General features: G+C 33.7%; 19 protein-coding genes. 5 read left to right on the forward strand and 14 right to left on the reverse strand.

What is annotated here, in order from left to right:
* Positions 1-131: 131 nt before the first annotated feature.
* Positions 132-653: a single-stranded DNA-binding protein gene (gene ssb / locus QMO72_RS12570; RefSeq protein ID WP_046836916.1), complete on the reverse strand. Its 522-nt coding sequence runs from the start codon at positions 651-653 to the stop codon at positions 132-134.
* An 18-nt stretch (positions 654-671) separates the two neighbouring features.
* Positions 672-977 carry a 30S ribosomal protein S6 gene (rpsF, locus tag QMO72_RS12575; RefSeq protein ID WP_046836917.1) on the reverse strand — a complete coding sequence of 102 codons (306 nt, stop codon included), beginning with the start codon at positions 975-977 and terminating at the stop codon, positions 672-674.
* A 430-nt stretch (positions 978-1,407) separates the two neighbouring features.
* Here rpsF and QMO72_RS12580 point away from each other — a divergent pair, with 430 nt between their 5' ends.
* Positions 1,408-2,214, forward strand: coding sequence for a GH25 family lysozyme (locus tag QMO72_RS12580; RefSeq protein ID WP_103267716.1), 807 nt, complete (start codon positions 1,408-1,410; stop codon positions 2,212-2,214).
* 146 nt (positions 2,215-2,360) lie between these two features.
* On the opposite strand, the gene ychF is transcribed toward QMO72_RS12580, so the two are convergent.
* The 8 genes from ychF to QMO72_RS12620 all read right to left on the reverse strand — a co-directional run bounded on the left by ychF (position 2,361) and on the right by QMO72_RS12620 (position 13,086).
* Positions 2,361-3,458 (reverse strand): redox-regulated ATPase YchF, encoded by a 1,098-nt coding sequence (gene ychF / locus QMO72_RS12585; RefSeq protein ID WP_069824670.1) that lies wholly within the window; start codon positions 3,456-3,458, stop codon positions 2,361-2,363.
* Positions 3,459-3,674 carry a DUF951 domain-containing protein gene (locus tag QMO72_RS12590; protein ID WP_046836920.1) on the reverse strand — a complete coding sequence of 72 codons (216 nt, stop codon included), beginning with the start codon at positions 3,672-3,674 and terminating at the stop codon, positions 3,459-3,461.
* Between the two features lie 20 nt (positions 3,675-3,694).
* A complete protein-coding gene (locus QMO72_RS12595) occupies positions 3,695-4,579 on the reverse strand; it encodes a mechanosensitive ion channel family protein (protein WP_103267717.1) in 885 nt (294 codons plus the stop codon).
* Positions 4,580-5,703: 1,124 nt separating this feature from the next.
* Positions 5,704-6,087: a Na-translocating system protein MpsC family protein gene (locus QMO72_RS12600; protein WP_069824668.1), complete on the reverse strand. Its 384-nt coding sequence runs from the start codon at positions 6,085-6,087 to the stop codon at positions 5,704-5,706.
* A 183-nt stretch (positions 6,088-6,270) separates the two neighbouring features.
* On the reverse strand, positions 6,271-8,877 hold the full coding sequence (locus QMO72_RS12605) for a DUF2309 domain-containing protein (protein ID WP_103267718.1): 2,607 nt from the start codon (positions 8,875-8,877) through the stop codon (positions 6,271-6,273).
* 1 nt (position 8,878) lies between these two features.
* Complete coding sequence (locus QMO72_RS12610; protein WP_103267719.1) at positions 8,879-10,408, reverse strand: NADH dehydrogenase subunit 5; 1,530 nt, start codon at positions 10,406-10,408, stop codon at positions 8,879-8,881.
* Between the two features lie 465 nt (positions 10,409-10,873).
* On the reverse strand, positions 10,874-11,971 hold the full coding sequence (locus tag QMO72_RS12615; protein ID WP_103267720.1) for a low temperature requirement protein A: 1,098 nt from the start codon (positions 11,969-11,971) through the stop codon (positions 10,874-10,876).
* A gap of 131 nt (positions 11,972-12,102) precedes the next feature.
* Positions 12,103-13,086, reverse strand: a complete 984-nt coding sequence (locus tag QMO72_RS12620) for a choloylglycine hydrolase family protein (protein ID WP_103267721.1) — start codon at positions 13,084-13,086, stop codon at positions 12,103-12,105.
* Between the two features lie 222 nt (positions 13,087-13,308).
* Here QMO72_RS12620 and QMO72_RS12625 point away from each other — a divergent pair, with 222 nt between their 5' ends.
* The 3 genes from QMO72_RS12625 (at position 13,309) to melB (ending at position 17,276) form a co-directional block, all read left to right on the forward strand.
* The gene (locus QMO72_RS12625; RefSeq protein WP_286093194.1) at positions 13,309-14,193 is read left to right on the forward strand and encodes an AraC family transcriptional regulator; all 885 of its coding nucleotides are present in this window, start codon (positions 13,309-13,311) and stop codon (positions 14,191-14,193) included.
* Between the two features lie 178 nt (positions 14,194-14,371).
* Entirely contained in the window at positions 14,372-15,670 is a 1,299-nt protein-coding gene (locus QMO72_RS12630; RefSeq protein WP_103267723.1) for an alpha-glucosidase/alpha-galactosidase, read from the forward strand.
* 235 nt (positions 15,671-15,905) lie between these two features.
* Positions 15,906-17,276, forward strand: a complete 1,371-nt coding sequence (melB, locus tag QMO72_RS12635; RefSeq protein ID WP_103267724.1) for a melibiose:sodium transporter MelB — start codon at positions 15,906-15,908, stop codon at positions 17,274-17,276.
* A gap of 81 nt (positions 17,277-17,357) precedes the next feature.
* On the opposite strand, the gene QMO72_RS12640 is transcribed toward melB, so the two are convergent.
* From QMO72_RS12640 to mbcS, 3 genes are all read right to left on the reverse strand, one after another.
* On the reverse strand, positions 17,358-18,272 hold the full coding sequence (locus QMO72_RS12640) for an LCP family protein (protein WP_103267725.1): 915 nt from the start codon (positions 18,270-18,272) through the stop codon (positions 17,358-17,360).
* A gap of 54 nt (positions 18,273-18,326) precedes the next feature.
* Positions 18,327-19,508, reverse strand: a complete 1,182-nt coding sequence (locus QMO72_RS12645) for an FtsW/RodA/SpoVE family cell cycle protein (protein WP_103267726.1) — start codon at positions 19,506-19,508, stop codon at positions 18,327-18,329.
* 310 nt (positions 19,509-19,818) lie between these two features.
* Positions 19,819-21,396 (reverse strand): acyl-CoA synthetase MbcS, encoded by a 1,578-nt coding sequence (gene mbcS / locus QMO72_RS12650; protein WP_103267727.1) that lies wholly within the window; start codon positions 21,394-21,396, stop codon positions 19,819-19,821.
* A gap of 500 nt (positions 21,397-21,896) precedes the next feature.
* On the opposite strand from mbcS, the gene QMO72_RS12655 reads away from it, so the two are divergent.
* Positions 21,897-23,558, forward strand: coding sequence for an MDR family MFS transporter (locus QMO72_RS12655; protein ID WP_433963170.1), 1,662 nt, complete (start codon positions 21,897-21,899; stop codon positions 23,556-23,558).
* Positions 23,559-23,696: 138 nt separating this feature from the next.
* On the opposite strand, the gene QMO72_RS12660 is transcribed toward QMO72_RS12655, so the two are convergent.
* A complete protein-coding gene (locus QMO72_RS12660; protein WP_103267125.1) occupies positions 23,697-24,893 on the reverse strand; it encodes an amidohydrolase in 1,197 nt (398 codons plus the stop codon).
* Between the last annotated feature and the right edge of the window lie 143 nt (positions 24,894-25,036).

Consider the following 25,036-nt stretch of genomic DNA (forward strand, 5'->3'; position numbering starts at 1 on the left):
ATCTTCAATTTCTTGAAGATGTACTTTTCATCGTATTATATTTCACACATTCACACACACATATAATACAATCACACATATTAAATTAAATCTTTTACATTTACATTAACATTCACACAATGTTTGTAAATTTAGAATGGTAAGTCATCATCACTAATATCAATCGGTCCGTTTGCATTGGCAAATGGATTGTTTGATTGAGCATTATTATTTGATGAATTATTGTTATTGTTTTGATAAGATGACGTATTTTGACCTGATTGTTGACCACCAAAACTTTGTCCATAATCTTGAGAATTGTTATTCCCTTCTTGAGCATGGCGTTGGTTTTGATTTTTAGGTTCAAGGAATTGAACGCTATCACAAACAACTTCTGTTACAAAAATACGACGTCCTTCTTGGTTTTCATAGCTACGTGATTGAATGCGACCGTCAACGCCAGCCAAACTACCTTTTGATAAGTAGTTATTTACATTATCTGCTTGTTTTCTAAAAACAACACAGTTTATGAAATCTGCTTCGCGTTCCCCTTGCGCATTTGTAAACGTACGGTTTACCGCTAAGGTAAAAGTCGCAACACTCACGCCTGAGGGTGTTGTTCTATATTCTGGATCTTTCGTTAAACGACCAACTAAAACAACTCTATTTATCATTTAAACGACCCCCAATTATTATTTTCTAGTCTTATCTTCGTCTTCACGAATTACGATGTAACGGATGATATCGTCTGAAATTTTAGCTAAACGTTGGAATTCGTCAGTAGCTTCATTATCTTCAGTTTGGATACGTACGATATTGTAGTAACCTTCGCTGAAATCATTAATTTCATAAGCTAAACGGCGTTTGCCCCAATCTTTAGCTTCTAATACCTCTGAACCATTCGTACCTAAAATTCCGTTGAAACGTTCAACAACAGCTTTTTTAGCATCTTCTTCAATGTTCGGACGAACGATGTACATAACTTCATATGTTCTCATTTTATAATTGCACCTCCTTGTGGTCTATGCGGCTCGTCATCAATTGCGACAAGCAAGGAATAATTTTCATTACTCACAATCAAGAATTATAGCATAGGGTATTACATTTTACAATGATTATCGACACACCAAAAAACAATTATTTAATAATGTTTCATATGAAACATTATTCCTTGTATGCCATGACACATTTCCATTTACAACCTTAAATTTAAATCTATGATTATGCTTATACTTCCATAATAGTAGAGAATATACTTTTGTTTATTTTTTACACCATTTAAATTAAATAAAAATTTAATATCTTTCAAGGCAAGGTTGCTAAATAACTTTAATTCTAATAGCATATCAACTATGTTCAGTTTTTATATTTTTTTATTTCGTCATTAGCCACATTCGCATAATATCAAACATATCAAAGGAGTAAGTTATGGTTTCTACAATTAAAAAAAGTTTAGTCTCATTGAGTGTTATTCTCGCTTCAGCTTTCACTTTTCACTCAGCACAAGCTGCTGAGAATACTACAAGCGAAAAAGGTACCATGGGTTATGGTTATCAGAAGTATATTGAGAAGCATCCTGAAAAATTCTCAAAACAGAATGCAACAGGTGATTCGAATAACATCAAACCTGAAGCAGGAGCAACATCAAATGGCGAACGTATCCTTGATATCTCTGAATGGCAAGGTGATTTAACTGCTAATCAAGTCAAAGAGCTAAAAGCGAACTATGATTTTATTATTATTCGTGCTCAATATGGTTCGGAAAAAGTTGATGCAACTTTAGAACATAATTCCGCTTTATTAGATGAATACAATATGAAATTCGGCGTCTATTCTTATAGTATGTATGAAAATCCAGATGATGCGCGCTATGAGGCACAAACTTTATATAATCGTGCTCCAAAAGCGAGCTTCTACATTAATGACTTTGAGCAAAATTTTGTAACATCTGGCACTACAGATGAAAGTACATCTGCATGGTATGATGAAATGAAGGGATTAGCAGGAAATAAGAAAGTCCTATTTTATTCTTACGAAAACTTCATGACTCAACATGCTTCCAATTCTGTGGGTGACTATGATGGATTTTGGATTGCAAATTACAATCCAGATGAACCAACTCGCGAACACGTATTATGGCAGTATACAGATGCTTATCATTCACCTGAATTAGACCAAAATGTAGATGCAAATTATACAGGACCAGGTGTAAGTCCAGATTGGTTTACTTCTTAAAACGCATAAAAAGAATGCATTCTAAAATAAAAAAGTCCTATCCGATTTTGAAAATCAGATAGGACTTTTTTATTAACCACACTATTTAGGATAGAAACGAAACCATATCGTCTGAACACCTAATATAAATTAATCGATCTTATTGTTTAAACATTAAATCTAAAGTGTACGATGTCTCCATCTTTCATAATGTATTCTTTACCTTCTAAGCGTTGTTTACCTGCTTCTTTGGCACCATTTTCACCATCATATGCTACATAATCCTCATAGCTCGTCACTTCGGCACGTATAAAGCCTCGTTCAAAGTCTGTATGGATGATACCAGCACATTGTGGCGCTGTCATACCTTTTATAAACGTCCACGCACGTACTTCTTGTACGCCAGCTGTGAAATAGGTTGCTAAACCTAACAAATCATATGTTGTACGAATTAAACGGTCTAAACCTGGTTCTTCAATACCTAAATCTTCTAGGAACATTTCTCTATCTTCATCATCCAAGGTAGCAATTTCTTCTTCTATTTTCGCACTAATAACGATAACTTCAGATTCTTCTGCATTGGCATATTCACGGATTTTTTTAACTTTTTCATTATCTTCATCGCCGATTTCATCTTCTCCAACATTCGCAATATAGAGCATTTCTTTAGATGTTAATAATTGAGCTTGATTTACATATTTCTGGTCTTCTTCTGTAAATTCTAATCCTCTTACAGGTTGACCTTCTTCTAATGCTTCTTTAATTCTAGTTAAAATACGCACTTCATTAACTGAATCGGGATCTTTTTGTCTTGCCATTTTTTCAACTTTAGGTAATCTTTTTTCTACAGATTCTAAGTCGGCTAATACTAATTCCATATTAATCACTTCGATATCATCAATCGGGTCTACACGTCCAGAAACATGTGTGACATTGTCATCTTCGAATGCACGCACGACTTGACAAATCGCATCTACTTCACGGATATGGGACAAGAATTTATTTCCTAATCCTTCACCTTTAGATGCACCTTTTACTATCCCTGCAATATCTGTAAACTCAAATGTTGTCGGAAGTGTTTTCTTTGGTTGTACCATTTCAGTTAGCACATTCAATCTACTATCTGGTACTTCCACGATACCTACGTTTGGATCAATTGTTGCGAATGGGTAGTTTGCTGCAAGCGCACCTGCTTTTGTAATTGCATTGAAAAGTGTAGATTTACCTACGTTGGGTAAACCAACAATACCTGCTGTTAAAGCCATTTATTCATTCTCCTTATTTTCAGTATCTTGATGTGATACTAATATTTTTTTTAGTTTTTTATTAAATGTTTGTCTTGGAATCATAATACTTCTTTGACAATTTTCACATTTTATTCGGATGTCTGCACCTACGCGAATGATTTTAAAACGATTCGTACCACATGCATGTTGTTTTTTCATCTCTACAATATCATTTAAACCGTAATTGGATGTCATTCTATCACACCTCCGAAACCCTATACGTTATTTTGTTGGTTAGGATCATATTGTACCATCATAGGTTGCGGTACTTTAATCTCTTCCAATTTGAATAATTTTAAAATTTCTTTCCTTAAAATTCTTGCACCAGCTGCACCTTCACCAGGTATCGTTTCTGCAGAGACACTCAACATTATCTCATCTCTCGTAATTGAATTAATACCAATGACTTGTGGGTTTGATATAAATAAATAGTATTTAGAACGTAATGCTTCAAAGTGTGGATTTAAAATACTTTCAACTTGTTCCACATCTTCATCCACAGAAATAGGAATTTCTACAATAGCTTCACCATTCGTTACCGAATAGTTTGTGATCTCACCCATACTACCATTCGGCAAAGTTGTTAATTCACCTGTAATTGTATTAATTCGAGTAGACCTTAAACCTATTGATTTCACAGTACCTTCTGCCACTGTTGTACCACCGCTATTAATTTTAACATAATCGCCTACGTCAAATTGATTCTCAAAAATAATAAAGAAACCTGTAATGATATCCTTCACGACTGTCTGTGCGCCAAACCCAACGGCTAGACCCACAACACCAGCACTTGCAATGATACCTTCAACACTGATGCCAAATTTACTTAACACTGTCGTCAACACTATAAACCATACTACATATGATACTACATTTTGAATGAGTGATACTAATGTTTTTGAACGTTTTTTATTTGCCTTTTTACCTTTATTTTGAATTTTAAAGAATTGCTCTATCCCCTTATTAATAAAACGCAAGACTATCCATGCAACTATGATATATACAACGATCATAACGATGTTAGAAATTAGCGTTTGATATGTTTCTGGCTTCATTAAAGGTTCTATTAATGAATAAAAGATACTTTTAACTTGATTCAATTCTATTTCCTCCTTAAAACGAGACACATGATCATTCTATTATAACTATTTTTTCTATGAAACAAATCCAACTTCAGCTCTAATTGTACTATCCTAAAAGTATATCCTCATCAAACTATCTCACTATATAAATTTCAAACGTTCATTATTTTATATTAATTATGCACATTGAGCAACACATTTAAGTATTTATTTTAAAATCAACACCATCAACTATTGTAATTTATAAATTCTTTCACAAAGTTCTTCGCGCAATAGGCTATATGACTTTAAATAAAAAAATACAAAAGAAAAAGAACCATAATTAAAAATTATGATTCTTTAACACCCAGTCAGTAATATTACTATATATAACAACTAGAACACAAGTGTTTATAAAACCATATTATTTATCATTTATGAACAAACTTCTTAAAACTAAATGATAGACAAGTTACTTTTAATATTCCAATCAATTTATTTATATTGTATATTTAGTTAATTTTTTTAAATGAAAATTATATTTTGATTAATTAAAAATATTAACAGTTTGGCATAAAATATAAACATCCAGGGATTTTCCAACACATCCGTTGTCAATAGTTGTAATATTCTGATAAAGGAGATGTGACATATGCTTTACTTTAAATAGCTTGATCATTTTCAAGCTGCATCTTCAATATAGTTCTAAACATCAAAGGAGGGAAATAAACATGGAATTATTATCATTAGTGTCATTATTAGTTAAATTATTAGGATAATATATCTAACAGTGTTTCTATCATAGTATTAAATACTTCAACGCTTACATTACATAAATACTAATTCAAAATACTATGACGTTCTATAAGTAAACACTTAAATTCAAACGTTTTATCATTATAAATAAACGCACGCACTAAGAGCGCTAATTAAAAATTATGATTCTTTAACACCCTATTATTTATATAACATTAGTCTTTTTAGTACATAACGTTTCCTAATACTTATAAGTAACAAGCACTTACTGACCCTTACATCGGTAAGTGCATTTTTTTATGGCATTTATCTTTAACAGTTCAATAATTAACGATTGTAGCGTTTTTAATATATAAAAATATCCCTCAATTTATTGAAAGGAACTCAATAAATTGAGGGATATTATTTTATAATGACTTATGTTGTTCTGAGAATTGTTTTTCTAAATCATTGTAAAGTTTAAAAATCATTACACGTTCACCTGTGCGTGAACTTAAATCTGTATGAAAACCTTTAACTTGTTCACCTGTGACGGATAGTACAATATCATTAAGCGCTTCTATACCCGATTCTACTAATTTGGAACGTGTTTTTTTAATTGTTAATAAGCCTTCATTTGTTTCACAAACTTTGTATTCTGCTTGTGTTAATACGCCTTGTAAACTTACGATTATCATATCGCGCAATATATCTGTTTTTACAGAAAGAGATCCGCGGCCTAGGAAGTCTTTTTCCCATTGTGTAATTGCTTTGCTGATTTCAGACTCATAAGTGCCTTTAGTTGTTTTCATATCGTATGCATCTCCTGTAGAAGCAAATTTAATTTTACATAAGTTAGAAAAGTGTTATCAACAAAGATAACATTATCATTTTTATATATTTTTCTCTATACTTCTATGATAATTATTTAGAAGTAATTTTGCGCTTTTTAATTTTCAATGTATTTAATACTAGGTTGATCCCTTTTTTGATTATTACCAATCTTGCCATTGGCCAAATTCATCTACACTCGCAAGTCTGATCCATCCATTTTTAACTTTTTGTTGAAATGCTTTATTTTCTTCTAAAATCTGTGCAATCCATTGCTGAGGTGCTTGCACTACAACCAATAATCTAATCGGTGAATGATACATTTTGTTATCAGACGACATAACCGATTGCCATGGTAAGCCAGTCATCAGGTCACTCGCATTACCTTGCATTACACCTATACCAGATGTTACAGTCTGTGTCGCTTTGCTACCACTACCATAATAATGTGGTGCGACTGTAGAGGCATAATATTGCAAGTTGATCCACTGTGCCACGGTAGCTGGTCCACTGATAATAGTAGCTAAAATACTGCCATCTTTATCGTGCTGCCAATCGTAATTATGCAAAAACACCCGTCCTTGTAAATCACTATTTTTTGTTAATTCTCGTTGACCAATAATAAATGCAGCATTTTTAGCAAGACCCCATTCTGGCCTCACTTCACTCCAATCATTCGTTAAGTTATGGACTTCACTTACAGGATGCTTATGTGACGATGTATTGTGTGGTAATGTTGCCAAGCGTTTCTTGTTTGCTGTATAGCTAATAGCAGGCATAGCTGCTTGTATCATTTCAAATGATGCTTGCGCCGCTTCATTTAATTCTGGTACATAAATCCAATGTAAGTCATCTACAGAAGTCTTATGTTCTGCAGCTGTAAATACTGTAGATTCAGGAATAACAATACCTTCTTGTACCAGGCCATACCTCACCTCAGGCAAGTTACATAGTTGTGCTAACACTTTCGCATTAAAGCCACTTGCTGCTCCACCACAAGCGCCACAATCTAAGGCAGCCGCATATGGGTTATTTGCACTGTGACTTCCGTGCCCACAAAATACAACTAAAGGCGCAAAATCGGATGTTAAATCCATTAATCGTAAGGCATCGCGCGTATATGTTACCTTTTCTTCCTCAGTAAATCCTACAGGCAATCCGTCTTCATAATGGTGCTGATGGTTAAGCGTTAACGTTGTATCATCTGGTTTATGTAACCATCTAGCGTAGAATTTACGCATCAAATGACCTGCATGCTTTGGCATAAAACTGCGTGAAAACATTTGTAATGTTAGCCAAGGACCACTGAGTTCAGGTAATAGCAAACTTGGCAATGCATTTTGTTTCATTTTCTTGAATGTGTAAGTAACTGATTCAAGCGTATGTTTACGCTGTTGAAATGCGGTTGGCTCTCGTTTTAAAGTGTACTCTTTAATTTTGTGAAGCGGTTGATTCATGATTGGCAGCGACGGGTGACTATGATGGTTACCCAACTCACATTTTTCAATGGGTAGACCAAAGAATCCAGCTATCCCTATTGTTTCAAAAGGCCCTGCGTGTTCAATTTGACGACGAAATGGTTCAGACCTCACATCTATACAAAATGCCATTTGTACTTTCGTGTGTTCCTTTTGTTGCTGGTCTAATTGCTGTGAAACAATCATTTCTTTCATCTGCTGATTATAAGTTGCTTCCCAAGCTTCTAACCAAAGTTTACGACATTCGCGCTGATTAAGCTGCGTTGCAAATATAATATATTGCTTTTGTTCATATGAGTTAAGCATGCTCCACTCTTTTAGCGAAATACCGCCCCATCTTGACCATGATAGAATGCAGTCCTCTATTTGTATCGATGAACGTGTATCGGGTTGACTCACAGGTAAGTATGGCTCTACTAAGGACCATTCCATACCTAAACGAATGGCTAGGTATGATAATAGCAAACCATCTACATGCGTATTATTTTCTTCTTCCCACAATATCATCCCCGCCCAACCTGGTAACGACAGTAAGTGATTTTCAAAATACGTTTGTGTTTGTTCTTCAGTAATTTGTAATTTGGATAATACAACCTCAATTAATGCTTCTGGATGACTAGGCAAGTTTTTTAACCGTAGTCGTTGCGATTTCGTTAATGCTGGATCATGTTTAACCAACCGTTTCCATGCCGAGAACAATCCCCGCTCTCTATTTGGCATCGTCCAGCCTGATTGAGCATCATCAAAATAGAGTTTACACCATTTGATAATATGATAATCTACTGTATCAATGACTTTTTTGTCATCTTCATCTAATACATAACTACTTACTAATGGGGTTATAGTTTCAGGCTCATTATTATCTATAAATATTTCCCTCAACTCACTTGATAATTCTTCAAGTTGTTGTTGCTCTGCTTTCGTCGCAATCAAAGGCTCTAACTTTAATGCGTTACGTCCAAACTGTTCTGCTTGTGCTCTTGGTATGACAATATTTGTCGCTTCTAACCATTGTGTAAATAGAGATGTTAACACGTCTTCATCTATTTCGCCTTGTTTTTTAGCTTCTAATATCGTTGCCACCGCTGGGTACATATCTACATCACGTGCTTGTTTCAAACCTTGTGCTACTTCATCAAAGGTCTTGTGTTCTAATTTAGACCAAGGACTGCGTGCTGCAAACACCGAAATGGGCGATAAAGGCACAATAACCTTACTTGCATTGCTAGCACATGAAATCATATCAAAATCCTCAATAGCCTGTTGTTGTGACGTTTCTCTTGCTTCTCCCATTTTAGTGTCCTCCTTTTGAAATATATTTTTTTAAATAATTTGGATGACGTTCGACTGTCTCTGGTTTGGCATCACCTAAGCGTACAAGCCATAGATACATGATTGAAAACGCAGTAGAAGAACGATGACGTGCCACCCAAGTACTCATTACACTACCAAGTAAGAGGATCATTGCGACAACTATAATTACAAATGTCGGTGGTTGCACGCTTTGGAACGAAATCGTATGCAATTCGACTGAGAAATAATGATGCACGAGATAATAAACTGAACCAACAACAATTAAGAGCGCCAAGCCTATGATGCGCCCAAATTTACCTTCACCAAATGCGACGAGTTGTGTCCAAGATACAGATAGTGACCAAGCCAATATCAATCCACTAACGATACGATAACCTTCTTCTGGAGCACTTAACCAAAATCCTAAACCTATGAGCAATGCTAATACACGTCCGGATATGATCCACAGATAAGACATCCTTTCGTTAGCTCGATTCGGCACACTAAAGTGACGGACTGCTGAACCTGAACGTAAAAAGAGCGTTGCTTTAAACAAACCATGTAAAATCAAATGGATAATTGCTGGTATATATGCCCCTAATGCACATTGGATTAACATGAAGCCCATTTGCCCTATCGTTGACCCAACTAAAAGACGTTTATAATCGGCATGCACTAAACTAATACCTGCTCCCATCAATACAGAAACACTTGCAAAAAATAATAGAATGAGTGTAGCAATGTCACCGTTAAATAATGGTGAAAAACGCGTCAGCATAATCCCACCTGCATTTACAATACCTGCATGCATGATTGCTGATACTGGCGTAGGTGCAGCCACAGATTCTATCAACCATCTTTGAAATGGCCATTGCGCTGCCGGAATCATCACCGCCAATATGATGAGTAAATTAATACCAAATCGTTCCCATCCATTTATTTGGCCTAAATTCGTATTGGTAAAGATGTCTATATACTGCCATTCTCCAGTAAGACTAGCTATCCATAGCACTGCAATTAATAAAGCGATCCAACTTAACAAGAATAATTTTCTAGTAACTTTGGCAGCTGCCTTCGTCACTTTCCAAGCACTTGTCAAACTAATAAGTATAGTTAAACACGCTAATGTTAACCCCCAACTTATGACCATGATACGTAAGTCACCTGTTAACCAAGCCGTTGCTGCAAAACTTGTTGTCAAAGTAAATAAAGTAAAATATTTTCTATAACTACGATCTCCCATTAAATAACGCACACAATAACGCTGGATAATGACACCAATAATTAACACAAAAAATGACATTAACCAAGAGAGTACATCCGAATACCAGAGACCGACTGCCATATTTTTATGGGCGAAGATAAGTCCAATAAATGCTACAAATGGAGGAAGCGCTATGAACCAAATATGTATACGTACGTATGAAAGTGGCATACGTGAATTTAAAAAAACAAGTCCACTTATAATAGACATTAAAAGTGCGATAAAAAATATGATGAATAATATGGATACATTGAACGATGTAAGCATGATGGCTTCCTCCTGTCTAAGAAATGATAATTTATTTACGTTTGTACTGGTATTTTGTCCATTTGAGCATTAGGTTCATTAAAAAAAGCCAACAATACATAATAAATCACAGTTGATTTATTATTATTGTCGGCTTCATTACAACGCATTTCTATGCAAAATGTTTTGCTTTGCTACCTATATTTACTTTTAAGCTTTATAGTTAAAGTTATGTTTTACATCATTAGCCGTATGATTTTTATTCTCTATGTTATATCGTCCACCTTTTCAAATTGCCAATATTTCTATTAACACTTTGCTAAAGCTCCAAACTCATAAAAAACAATACTCACTGACTATAATATTTTTATTGAATGTTTATAACTTATAATTAATATTCGTAATTGTCAAGAATTTCACTTATCAAAGCACAGCTGATTTACGTCAAAATTTCTGACATATCATCACCACAAACACTTTAACACATTAGTGTAATGGCTTTTTAGTATGATTTTTTTCTGTATAAAAGATTAAGCAAAGCGCCAAAATTCCAATAATTTCTATAATCGTTACTAAATAGATGTTTGTAACTAATAAGCCAATAATTGTTGCGATAAAAATGAGTCCAATATAGCGGATTTTATGTTTAATCACTGAACTATGCAACATCGTATCTACAAATATCGCTAACAAAAATACACAAAAGGCAATTGTGTAAACGTAAATTTCTATTTCACTTAGTGAGTGCCCTGCCAACACTTTATTCATCACTAAGAATATAAAATCTAATGTAAAGACAAGTACTAAGTGTAGGTATGCACTTGCAAATCCAGTTGCAGCTTTATGTTGACGATTTAGGCTTTTTTTATAATGTAATGTGTAAATCATAAATAGACTAATGACCAAAATAAAATATACCAAATCTAATATTTCTATATGTTGTATATGAATATTATTAACAATCTGAACTATGCCCTCGCCAAACAACAAAATGATAAATAAGCTTAAACGTTCTGAAAAATGTTCAAAGAATACTGGATTATCTTTTGATACTTTGAGGAATAATATTGGAAAAACAGCCATTATAACGATACCAATAAAATATATCCAAAAGTTGACACCTTTCGGTAAGTATAACGCTACTAATGATATAAAAATCATCATCACAGGACCCGTTACATAAACCTTTACCAAATTAAATGTAACTGATGTCTGGTTCAATTTATAGTTCATGAGGTATTGAATCGCAATACTTAAAAAGATAATTGCTGAAATAATCACGAAGGGTTTAAATGTAACTTGAAAGTTTTCATTAATTGATTTAGATAGTAATAGTATTAAAAACATATCTATAAATACAAACAAATATTGATACCACTTTTGTTCAAAAAAGCGATTCACCAATAATGTTCTATAAACCCATATTGCAAAAAATATCAGAAACATCATAAAGTTTTTTCCAAGACTTTCAATGGATGCAAGATTTTCAGACACACCTTCTACTGTTTGATTAATAGATGTAAACACAAATACGAATACAAGATCAAAGAACAGCTCTGACATACTAACTTCTTTCTTTTTCATAAACACACCTCTTACGCTATTGATATATTCAACATAATTCACGTCATCGTTTACATATCCAAAGTGCTCATTTGGCTTCATGATAGGGTGAATTATATTATTACTTTAACCTTTTCAAAATGGCACTCTACTTAATTTAAACGTTGCGTAGAGAATGGCTTATCTAGCGAAAAATAAGTGATTTCCTTCTTATTTAATAGCGTTTCATTTAAATCTACTTGGAATACATCACTACTATTATATGGTTTGATGAAATACGAACGATGTTTACAATCCATCACACATTGATATTGCGTATAATGTGCAACACCATTTTCTGTTACAGCACCTCTTGGTATACTCACATTATCGAGAACTTTAAAGCAGTTATTTAAATTTTTAAATTCCTGCTCTGTATCTAATTCTAAATGATGACGTAAATAAGCCGCTCTTACAAAACGTTCTTCTGAAGTGAAACCACCAGGTAAACCATGTGTGCCCCCTTCTACGCCAAGCGTACTGAATAATTTTTCGCCAAATTGCTTTTGTTGTCCACTGACTGGTGATACATGCACATGATTTCTTAAATTTTCTAAATGCCATTCTAATTTGGGATTATTAGTTAGTACATGTACAGGATTATCTTTGACTACGAGTAATCCGTGATTAGGTTCAATTGAAATCGTCGCTCCAGTTTCATCAGTGATAATAAAATGCAACGGTGGGACCTTACCTAACGCTTTATTTTCCAAGGCCACTATATTGACTTGATTAACTTTTTCTTTCAACATGGCTATAGAATCATTGAAACCCAACACCCATAATATAAACTCCTCTGGCGCCATATTAAAATAATCTTCACGCAGTTCTTCAGCATAACTCGCCTCACCAGTGAAATAATGGTTTGATACTGCTAAACCATGTTCATTCACACCATCACCAAATCGATACTTACCTACCATTACACCTGTACCTATAAAGCCATATTGCATTTGATGGATTCCTGCGATATCAAATTCCCAATGATAACGGGAGGGAACAGCGATAGGAATCCCATTAAATTCAAAATCAAAATCCATTGTCCTCGCTAAATAATTAACTTTTTGCGGAGATAATATAGAAAAACCTGTACACATAAAACTGCCTCCAATATCTTTACTGTATTTAAATCATGCAATATCATTTTACGTTATCTCGAATTTTAGCACACACCATAGGATACGACTATAGCTACTCTTTGAGTAAAATATTATAACGATTGCAATGACTTGCTAAAAATGAGAACCGCTTTCTATTTCTTTATTATTCAAACAATAAACCATGGTAATATTAGCAATAACTATTGGGGGGATACTAAGTTGGGAAAATTAATAAAACACAATTCATACGGTTTTAGATTCAAAGGAGACTATCAAGATAAGGTTGCTGGATTAAATGCCGTCGGTTACGAGTTGAGAAAAACACATGATTATCGTTGGCATGGTTGCAAACGTGGTGAAAAAGATATATACATTTTTCAATACACATTAAAAGGTAAAGGGACTATCCAAATCGAACATGAAACATTCCATTTAGAACCTGAAGATGCATTCTTAGTACATGTGCCAAGTAACCATTGCTACTATTTACCCAAAGATTCAAATGAATGGGAGTTTTTGTATTTTACAATATACGGCAAAGTAGCTGCTGAATTATGCCATCATATCATGGATACTTATGGCCAAATATTAAAATTATCTATACATTCCGAACCAATCAAACACATCATAGATACTTTAGAAAAATTAGAGACTATTGGCATCAATCATGGCTATGAAGCCTCGTCCTGCGCCTATACATTTATTATGAAATGCTTAGAACATGTGGAATATGGGCATCAACAAGCCAATGACTTCCCTCTTCCAATCGTCAAAGCAATACAATTTATTGAAAGACATTATCATGAAGATATTTCATTAGATGATATTGTAAAGGTCTCAAACTTATCGAAATACCACTTCACTCGCCAATTTGGAATCATAGTAAAAGAAACACCTATTCATTATTTAACAAAAACTAGAATAAAACAGGCACTACTTTTATTATCATCTAATGAGAAAAATATCGAATGTATTTCCCGAGAAGTTGGATACACTTCAAGCAATTATTTTAGTAAAGTTTTCAAAAAAATTGTTGGCGTCTCACCAAACCGTTATCGAAAAGAGAAAACAATTATGTCAGTAAACAAAATATTTATCGACTGATGGACAGCAATATATTACCCTTTTTCAATTTATTTACGATTGAATGTTACTTATAAAGCCACTAATCTATAGATAAGCTATAGCCATCGAAAAAGTGCAGATTCATTTATCTGAATTTTCGAATAAAATATCACTTTCATTTATAACAATCATTCATCTCATTTTAGGAGGGGCTTATATGAATAAAATTATATTTCTAGGTGCTGGCAGTACAGTTTTCGCAAAAAATGTTTTAGGAGATTGCATGACTGTAGCATCTTTACAAGATTTTGAATTTGCTTTATTTGATATTGATGACGAACGTTTAAAAGACTCAGAACGCATGTTAAACAATCTAAAAGAAAATCTAAATTCAACTGTTAAAATCAAGGCTTACCACAATCGTAAAGAAGCTTTGAGAGGAGCAAAATATGTCATAAATGCAATTCAAGTTGGAGGTTATGATCCTTCTACAATTATAGATTTCGAAGTGCCTAAACAATATCATTTACGCCAAACGATTGCTGATACATTGGGCATCGGGGGTATTTTCCGTAATCTTAGAACCATTCCTGTCATACAAGATTTTGCTCGTGACATCAAAGCGGTTTGTCCAGATGCTTGGTTTTTAAATTACACCAATCCCATGGCGGTATTAACAAACATCATGCTACAAGAAGGTATTAAGACCGTTGGTTTATGTCATAGTGTTCAAGTCTGTGCACATGACCTACTTGAGTCATTAGAAATGCCTACTGATCATATTCAATGGAAAATTGCTGGTATCAATCACATGGCATGGTTGCTTGAAATCACACGAGACGGTAAGGATCTCTATCCAGAAATTAAAAAGCGTGCGCAAGCAAAACAACAAACTACACATGAGGACATGGTACGCTTTGAATTGATGGATAAATTTGGCTACTACGTTACTGAATCATCTGAACACAATGCAGAATATCATCCTTATTTTATTAAAAGTAACTATCCTGAACTCATTGAAAATTTCAATATTCCTTTAGATGAATATCCACGTCGTTGCGTAAAGCAAATTGAGGATTGGAAACAAATGCGCGATGATATTGTTAATGATAAACATCTCACACACGAACGTTCACATGAATACGGTTCATATATTATTGAAGCTATGGAAACCAATAAACCCTTTAAAATTGGTGGAAATGTCTTGAATACAGGCGGTTTAATTAGTAATCTACCTGAAAACACCGTCGTTGAAGTGCCTTGTTTAGTTGATGCAAGTGGCATCTCACCAACTTATATAGGTAAACTTCCTGAACAACTTGCTGCCCTTAATAGAACCAATATAAATACACAATTATTGACGATTGAAGCTGCTTTAACATTACAAAAAGACAAAATCTATCAAGCAGCGTTACTAGATCCACACACGGCCTCTGAATTATCTATCAACGACATCATCTCATTATGTGATGATTTAATAGAAGCACATGGGGATGGGTTACCAAAATATAAATAATTATTCCATTCAGATACGCAGTAACTAGATTAACGCTATCAAATGATGGAGGGTGAAAATACGATTATTACTATAAACATTAAATTAAATCGTTCGCCAGTATCCATAAATGCATAGAAGTACTGTACTCAAAATTGATAGTTTAATTAAGTCTAGACCAATTTATATGAGGGCATCCAGCCCTCATATATAAACACTTATAATATTGGTTGGAATGACTCAAGAGGTGATAGCATTGCAAAAGCAATTAACACAGAAAGAAAAATATTCATTTGGCTTTGGGGCATTTGGTAAAGATCTAGTGGTTAACTTGATCGGTATTTATCTCATGTATTATCTCACTGATATATTAGGCATTGCAGCAAGTTTTGTTGGCACTTTGTATTTTGTTGCTCGTATTTGGGACGCCATTAATGACCCTATTATGGGGATGATAGTAGATAAGACCAAAACAAAATGGGGTAAATTTAGACCATGGTTAATTATTGGAACACTGATAAACTCAGTAATCACACTAATTTTATTTACTAATTTCGAATTAACTGGCACTGCTTTATATGTATTTATTTCTATTATGTATATTTTGTGGGGCATGACGTATACTATGATGGATGTGCCTTACTGGTCTTGGTTACCAAATCTCACAAATAATCCTACCGAACGTGAAGAAGTGTCAGTCATACCACGTATCTTTGCGAGTTTAGCAAACCTGATTCTTGGGTCTATTGGTTTATCTGCTGTATTTTACCTAGATAAATTGTTCGGTAATGGAAATCAGTCTGTTGGATTTTTTATTTTAACTATTATTATCATATTATTTTTCAATTTAACAATTGGTATCACTGTTAAAAACGTCAAAGAAGCACCTACTAATATTGAAAGTGGTATTACACTTAGGTTCAAAGATATATGGAGAATCTTATTTACGAATAAAGAACTCCTGGCTTATATCGGCATTATTGTCACTTTTTTCTTAAGCACACAATTTATCGGCAATGTACTTATTTATTATTTCAGCTATGTGGCTGAATCAAAATTTTTATTTGCGCTTTACAATGGTATGGGATTTATGGAAATCATTGCGCTCTTCCTGTTTCCTAAAGTATCAAAACTACTTACAAGAGAACGCGTCTTTCCTCTCGCAACAATCAGTCTTATTTTTGGATTAATCATATTGCTCATTGCGAGTTATACGGCACCTAAAGCTATATTACCAGTAATCCTAGGTACAATATTCATCAAAATAGGTTCTGGTTTGATAATGGGAATTATTACTGTTTCAATTGCGGATGTTATAGACTACAGTGAATTAAAGTTCGGACAAAGAAACGAAAGCGTCATTACTTCAACTCAAACATTCTTAATGAAAACAGCTATGGCTGTCTCTGGGTTAGTCACTGGATGGAGTCTAACCCTATTCGGTTATGAACCTGGTGGTCAGCAAAGTGATCTTACGAAAAATGGTCTACGGTTTATTATGATTGTCCTTCCCATCATTTGTATTTTAGCAAGTTATGCTATTTATAGATGGAGCTATCATTTAAAGGGCGCCTATATTAAAGATGTAGTAAATGTTTTAAATTTGAGAAAAAGCAAAAAAGGATAAATAAAGACACAAGTCATGACTTGTGTCTTTATATTCAGAGCATCGAGAAATTTGGATAAGATACAACTCCTCATCACCCTGCTACTTTAAATTATCTTTGTATACTTTTATTTTTTGCTGTTTATCATTTATATCTGGTTCAAAATACCAAATACCATCATCTTCCACTTCATTTTCACCATCTATAGAAATTTTATCTATCGTTTGAGTTGCCCCTTTATAATGACTATACAGCGATTTTAAATCAGCCACATTAAAGTTTGTTTTAACATTATTTTCACTTACTTTAAGTATTTTGTTTAATTTTATGAGACTTTTCGAATCACTCAATGACTGAGACACTGCAGCGATAACTTGTCTTTGACGCGCTGTCCTACCTTCATCGCCTCCAGCGCCTTCTTCTTTACGACTTCTAACATAATCTAATGCAGCTTTGCCGTTAAGATGTAATGAATCACCTTTTTGAAACTTAGATCCGTTGTACTCGAAGGTTGCATTACTTTTAACATTTACACCATCTAAGATATCTATGACCTTTTCAAAACCATCCATATCAACAGTGACGTAAGCATCTATAGGTACATCAAAATTATTTTCAATTGTATCTATCGCTGTTTTAGGACCACCATAAGCATATGCGTGAGCGATTTTTTCACGATCGCCATACCCAACAATCTTACTATTTGTGTCTCTAGGTATACTTATTAATTTTGTTTTTTTATTTTCAGGATTCACTGAAGCGATAAGTAATGTATCCGTTCTTTGTCCCATATTTGCTTTGGCTCTTTTAACATCAGAATCAACCCCAAATATCGCTATTGAAATAGGATCTTTATTTTTAATTTTTTTCTGGACTTGCTTTAACGCTTTGCTATTGTCGCTTGAATCGTGGATAGCATTATTAAAATGCAATATTTTATATGTCAAAAATGCACATATAGCTATCACAACTATTAATAAAGCCAAAACGATTTTACCTTTCTTCGATAATTTCATCGAGTTTCCTCCTCGCTATTTATATATTTCATCATCGTGGTACTATCGCTTTATTCATTTCACAATAGCTTCTCTTTTTATATTTCTTATAACTGCTATCATAGCTCCTAATGCAATACTAATACTCATTATAGAAGACCCTCCGTAACTCAACATCGGTAAAGTTACTCCAGTTAATGGAATCATGCCAGAAATCCCTGCTAAATTTATAAATACTTGCATAAATAAATAACTCACAACACCTATACAAATCAATTTATAAAAATGATTATTCGTCTTATTTGCATAAGTAAGGCCTTTGAATAATATAAAACCATAAATCATTAGAATAAATAGTACTCCAATCAATCCAGTTTCTTCAGAAATAACAGTAAAAATAAAATCGGTATGTGGCTCAGGTAAATATCCTAATTTTGAAATGCCATTTCCTAAACCTCGACCAAACAATCCACCGTTACTAATAGATGTCAAAGCATTGGTCAGTTGGTATCCGTCACCATTTTCATATTTAAATGGATCTAACACTACTTTGATCCGTTTCATTCTATATAGATTTTTAGCATCAAAAATGAGTGTATAAAGTATGTATAAAACTGTCGGAATAGAAGTTATAGTGAATATTTGCACCTTTATTTTATTTTTAATGTCAGAATACATTAACATCGATGCAATAATGGCAACTGTAAGGAGCGTTCCCCCTAAATCACCTTGCATTAACACAAATAGTAACCCTATGCCTAAAATCCCTAACGGAGGAATCAAATTTTTCAATTTATAGTCTCTTTTAATCGAAAGCCACCTATCAATAATGTAAGAGAGATAAAAAATAGAAGTTAGTTTTAAAAATTCTGAGGACTGTAAACTAAATATGCCTAAATTAATCCAGTTTTTTGAGCCGTTGACTTCTTTACCAACTAAAAGCGTTAACACTAATAAAGCTAATGTGGCTAGTACTATGAATTTCTGAACGCTCACTTTTTTTAATATGTTAATGTTAAGAAACATACTAATAAATAAAATAATAATAAATCCCATCATAAAAAATAAAAATTGTCTTTTCATAAAGTAGTTTGCTGCAATGGGTACTCCATTGGTTAATGTGCCTTTAGAAGCAGACACCATACTCGCGCTATAGACCATGATAACGCCAATAATACCGAGCAATGCATAGCCTATAATTAAACTTAAATCTAAATTCCCACTCCTTTCTTGCAAATATTTTATAAATTTTTTCATGTTGTTTATCCCCCTCTAAGCATCTAAATTCAAGTTAAACATACTTGTTATTTGCACACAATCATACTTTAGGCTCACCTAAATATTTTTTTGATTATAAAACATTTAAAATTTCAAAAATATAAATAATAGCCTGCGAAATTTCATCTCAATTTCCTAGTTTTTTACTTTATCAGTTTGTATCAATATAAAAACTTAGCATATTAGACAATAATAAAAGCCTGAGATGTAAAATAGCATTACATCTCAGGCTTCTTTTCGCTCTATTCGTATCAGCTTCACCTTGCTTACATTGGTGATTTCATATCACTTATGATTTTTTCTTTTTTTCCGCTTCTCTTAACTCGATACGTCTAATTTTTCCAGAGTTTGTCTTCGGAAGGTCTTCTACAAATTCAATTGCTCTTGGATATTTATACGGAGCGACGTCTTGTTTCACATAATTTTGTAGTGTCTTAATCGTTGTTTCATCAGCTGCAACATCATCTTGAAGAATGACGAATGCCTTAACAATGTTTCCTCTAATTTCATGTGGACTTGCAACTACAGCACATTCTTTAACATAAGCGTGTTTAGTAAGTGAGTCTTCGACTTCAAATGGCCCAATCGTGTATCCTGAACTGATGATGATATCATCTTTACGTCCTTCAAACCAAAAGTATCCATCTTCATCTAACTTAGCTAAGTCACCCGTAGTAAAATATTCACCTATTTTAGGTTCTTCTGTACGTTCAGGATCTTTATAATATCCTTTAAATAGTGCAGGTAAATCCACGGGTACTGCAATATTACCTACTTCACCAGTTTCAGCAAAATTACCGTTATCGTCAATCACCGTTACATGACTACCTGGAATTGCTTTACCCATTGAACCCGGACGACTTTCTGTACCTTTTAAGAATCCAATTAATAACGTACTTTCAGTTTGTCCGTAGCCGTCTCTAACTGTAAGGTCAAAGTTATTTTGAAACTTCTCAACAACTTCTTTATTGAGAGGTTCTCCCGCAGAAACCGCACTATGCAAATGTTTTAAATTGTAATCAGTTAAATTAGGTAACTTGGCCATTAAGCGATATTCCGTAGGTGTACAACACAGGACATTAATTTTGTACGCTTGTAGTAATTCTAAATATTTCTCAGCATTGAACTTACCATTATATACAAATGCAGTCGCACCTGATCCCATTATTGATAAGAATGGGCTCCACACCCATTTTTGCCAACCTGGTGCAGCTGTAGCCCACACAAGATCATCTGCTTCAATACTCAACCAATGTTTTGGTGCCATTTGCATGTGGGCATAACCCCAACCATGTGAATGTACAACAGCTTTAGGATTGCCTGTTGTGCCAGAAGTATATGAAAGCAATGCTACGTCATCACGCGATGTTTCAACAATATCCAATTGATCTGTTGTTGTAGCCTTTTCATCTTCTACTGTGAACCAATTCTCTAGCTTACCACCAACGATAAACTTCGTTAAAGCATCGTATTCTTTTACTGCTTTAAATTCATTAATACCATCTGCTGTAACAACAATAGCTTTGACTTCACCATGTGTAATTCTATATTGTAAATCTTTAGTACGTAACATTTCAGAACTAGGAATAATTATAATACCTAATTTTAATGCCGCAAGATAGATTTCATAAGTTTCGATGCAACGCGGCATCATTATGAGTACCTTGTCACCTTTTTTTAAGCCATGATTTAAAAACATATTCCCTACTTTATTTGCATTTTTTATAAGGGATGCATATGTCACTTCTTTTTTGTCACCTGCTTCATCTTCAAAAATAACAGCTTTTTTCGTTGAATCTACTGCAAATTTTTCAATTTCGCTAACAATATTATATTGTTCTGGTGCAATCAAATCTTTTTTATCCATTTCTTACGCTCCTTAAATCACATATCTTTGATTCAGTTTTTCTCGCTGTAATTATATCCCACAAAGACATTTCAGTTTAATTTTTCAAAATATTACAACACATTTTCATGATAATTTTAAACTTTTCATATGTAAAAAGATATGATTTTGACTTCACAGCGTTTCCTATTTTATTAATAACATTTACAGTATACTATCTTTTCTTAATTACTAATGTATATATAAGATTGCTTTAACAATTTTATCCTTGAACTATAAATATAAAGATGAAACAAACCATTTGTTCATATCTCTATGTACCTATAAACCTACTAAGGTGACATTATACAAAATAAATACAAACTTAAAAAAATAAGTTTCAGAAAATTTAAATATTTATCGCTTTTTAGTCTATAAAATATTAAATCATTGATTTTCAATATATAAATATTAAAATTCACAAACAGAAAACTTTTTTATTTACTGTCTAAATGGTACAATGTCCTAATGTGTAATTTGTTATGAAAGAAGTGAGTCTATTGACCGAAAACGGAACATTTCATGTAGAAAAAAGAGTTCCCTTGTTTATCGTACTGTTATCAGGGGCCTTTATTACGATCTTGAACCAAACATTGCTTGGTACAGCGTTACCACCAATTATGAAAGATCTTCAAGTATCGGAAAGTACAGTACAATGGTTACAATCTATTTTCATGTTAGTTAACGGAATAATGATTCCAGTTACTGCATTTTTAATTCAACGCTTCACATCGAGGCAGTTATTTTTAACCGCAATGGGTATATTCTCCATAGGTACATTACTTTGTGCTGTTGGACCTGAGTTCTCAACATTGTTAATTGGACGTGTATTACAAGCTGCAGGTGCTGGTATTATGATGCCACTTATGCAGACAATTTTATTCTTACTATTTCCAGTAGAAAAACGCGGGACAGCAATGGGACTATTTGGATTAGTCATAGCTTTTGCCCCAGCGATTGGACCAACTTTATCAGGTGTTTTAGTAGAACATCTATCATGGAGAAGTGTCTTCTACGTTGTACTTCCTATAGCCATCGTTATTATCATCACATCATTTTTCCTTTTGAAAAACGTTACAGAAACAACAAATCCAAAATTAGATATCACTTCAGTCATCCTATCAACATTAGGTTTTGGCGGTCTCTTATACAGTTTTAGTACTGTTGGAGAAGCAGGATGGGCAAGTATTAATTTTATCGCCCCACTCGCAATCGGAATAATTTCACTAGTGACATTTATTCGTCGTCAATTAAAACTGAAAGAGCCAATGCTTGAATTTAGAGTATTTAGCTATGGTATTTATACATTAGGTACAGTACTAAGTATGTTTGTATTTGGCGTATTAATTGCTACAAATATTATTTTGCCGTTATATATGCAAAACATGTTACATTTTTCTGCTCTAGAATCTGGTTTAGTATTATTACCAGGTGCCATTATTATGGGGGCTATGAACCCTATAACAGGTTATTTATTTGATAGATTCGGTGGTAAATGGCTTGCACGTATAGGTTTGGTCGTCTTAGTGGCTTCCACAGTACCTTTCGCATTCCTTACGACACACACGAGCTTCACTTATCTTGCAACAGGTAATGCCTTACGTATGATATCCATTTCAATGGTTATGATGCCTATGACAACGTTAGCGATCAATCAATTACCTAACCATCTCATTGCGCACGGAACTGCAATGAACAATACTTTTAGACAAATGGCAGGTGCTATTGGTACAGCTGTATTTATTACTTTAATGTCAGTATCAGCAATTCCTAACAAAGGTATTGAGGGTATTATTCATGGTGTTAACGTAACATTTATGGTTGCAACAGGTAATGCCTTACGTATGATATCCATTTCAATGGTTATGATGCCTATGACAACGTTAGCGATCAATCAATTACCTAACCATCTCATTGCGCACGGAACTGCAATGAACAATACTTTTAGACAAATGGCAGGTGCTATTGGTACAGCTGTATTTATTACTTTAATGTCAGTATCAGCAATTCCTAACAAAGGTATTGAGGGTATTATTCATGGTGTTAACGTAACATTTATGGTTGCAACAGGTATTTCAGTCATAGCATTATTATTATCAATTAAACTATCAGACGAAACCAAACCCGCACGTCGAACATTATAATTATAAGAAATATAAAGAAGCCTTACGACATATACGTTGTAAGGCTTCTTTATATATTGCGAGTTATATCATTACTTAAAAGCAAAGGAAGTGAATTCAGCTGTTTGAATTTACTTCCTTTGTTAATCTACGAGTGATTTATTCTCTAGCAGCTAATCGATTTAAAGCAATTTCGCCTAATGATTTTGCTGCAACTAGCAATGCATCTTCATTCACTTCAAATTTAGGATGATGGTTCATATATGGTTCTTCTACTTCTTCTGGTTTACAGCCTACAATATAAAAAGTACCTGGGATTTCTTTTAAATAATATGCGAAATCTTCTGATCCAGTCACTGGTGGGATTTCTACTAAATGCTCAAAATAATCACCAGTACTTGTACTTAACACATCTGCAACATTTTGTGTTTGTTCAGGATGATTGTATAGTACTGGGTAGCCAAATTGATAATCTAAATCATATGTGATATCAAACCCAACAGCTACACTTTTCGCCACTTTTTCAATTTCATCATACATAAATTGCTCTAAATCATTATTTAAATAACGTGCAGTCCCTTTAATTGTCACGGTATCTTGGATAACATTTGAGCCACCTGGAGCATCAAATGCACCAACTGTAATGACACCCATTTCTAATGGATCAATTCTTCTAGAAACAATGGTTTGTAATGTATTAACGAAATTGGTACCTGCAACTAATGCATCACGTGTTTTATGGGGACTAGCAGCATGACCACCTAATCCTTTAATTGTTAATGTGAATGTAGAACTACCTGAGAATGCATTTCCTTTATTATAAGCAATGACTTCTGGTCCTACTATTGGAGCTACGTGGATACCATAAATTTCATCGACGTCACTTAATACACCAGATTCTACGATTTGTTTTGCACCGCCTGGAGGCATTTCTTCAGCATGTTGATGAATAATTTTTATGTTACCAGCAAGTTGGTCTTTAATATCAATTAAAGCATCTGCTAAACCTAATAAATAAGCTGTATGTGCATCATGACCACATGCATGCATCACGCCTTCATTTAAAGATTTAAATGGCACGTCAGCTTCTTCATTAATTGGTAAAGCATCAAAGTCAGCGCGTAGACCAATTGTTTTTCCTGATTTACCACCTTTGATTTCTACAATGACAGCATTACTTTCAGCAACAGGTTGTGTCACAGTCACATCTTTGCCCTTATAAAAGTCTTTAATATATTGCGCAGTATGCTGTTCTTCAAATGATAACTCAGGGTGTTGATGCAAATAGCGTCTATGTTTGACCATGTCACTCTCTTTGCTTTCTAGTTTTTCAAACAATGCATCTCTTACGTTCATAAACATTCACTTCTCTCATTAGTTTTAAATATATATTTCTCAATTTCAATTTTAAGTTTTTTCTCGAATTAATTCAAAGATAATTAATTATGAAAAGGTATTCATGTTAATTGATAATTGATTTTTCAAAGCAAATATATATT

Origin of the sequence: Staphylococcus casei, from assembly GCF_030294405.1 — a bacterium.
Taxonomy (GTDB): domain Bacteria; phylum Bacillota; class Bacilli; order Staphylococcales; family Staphylococcaceae; genus Staphylococcus; species Staphylococcus succinus.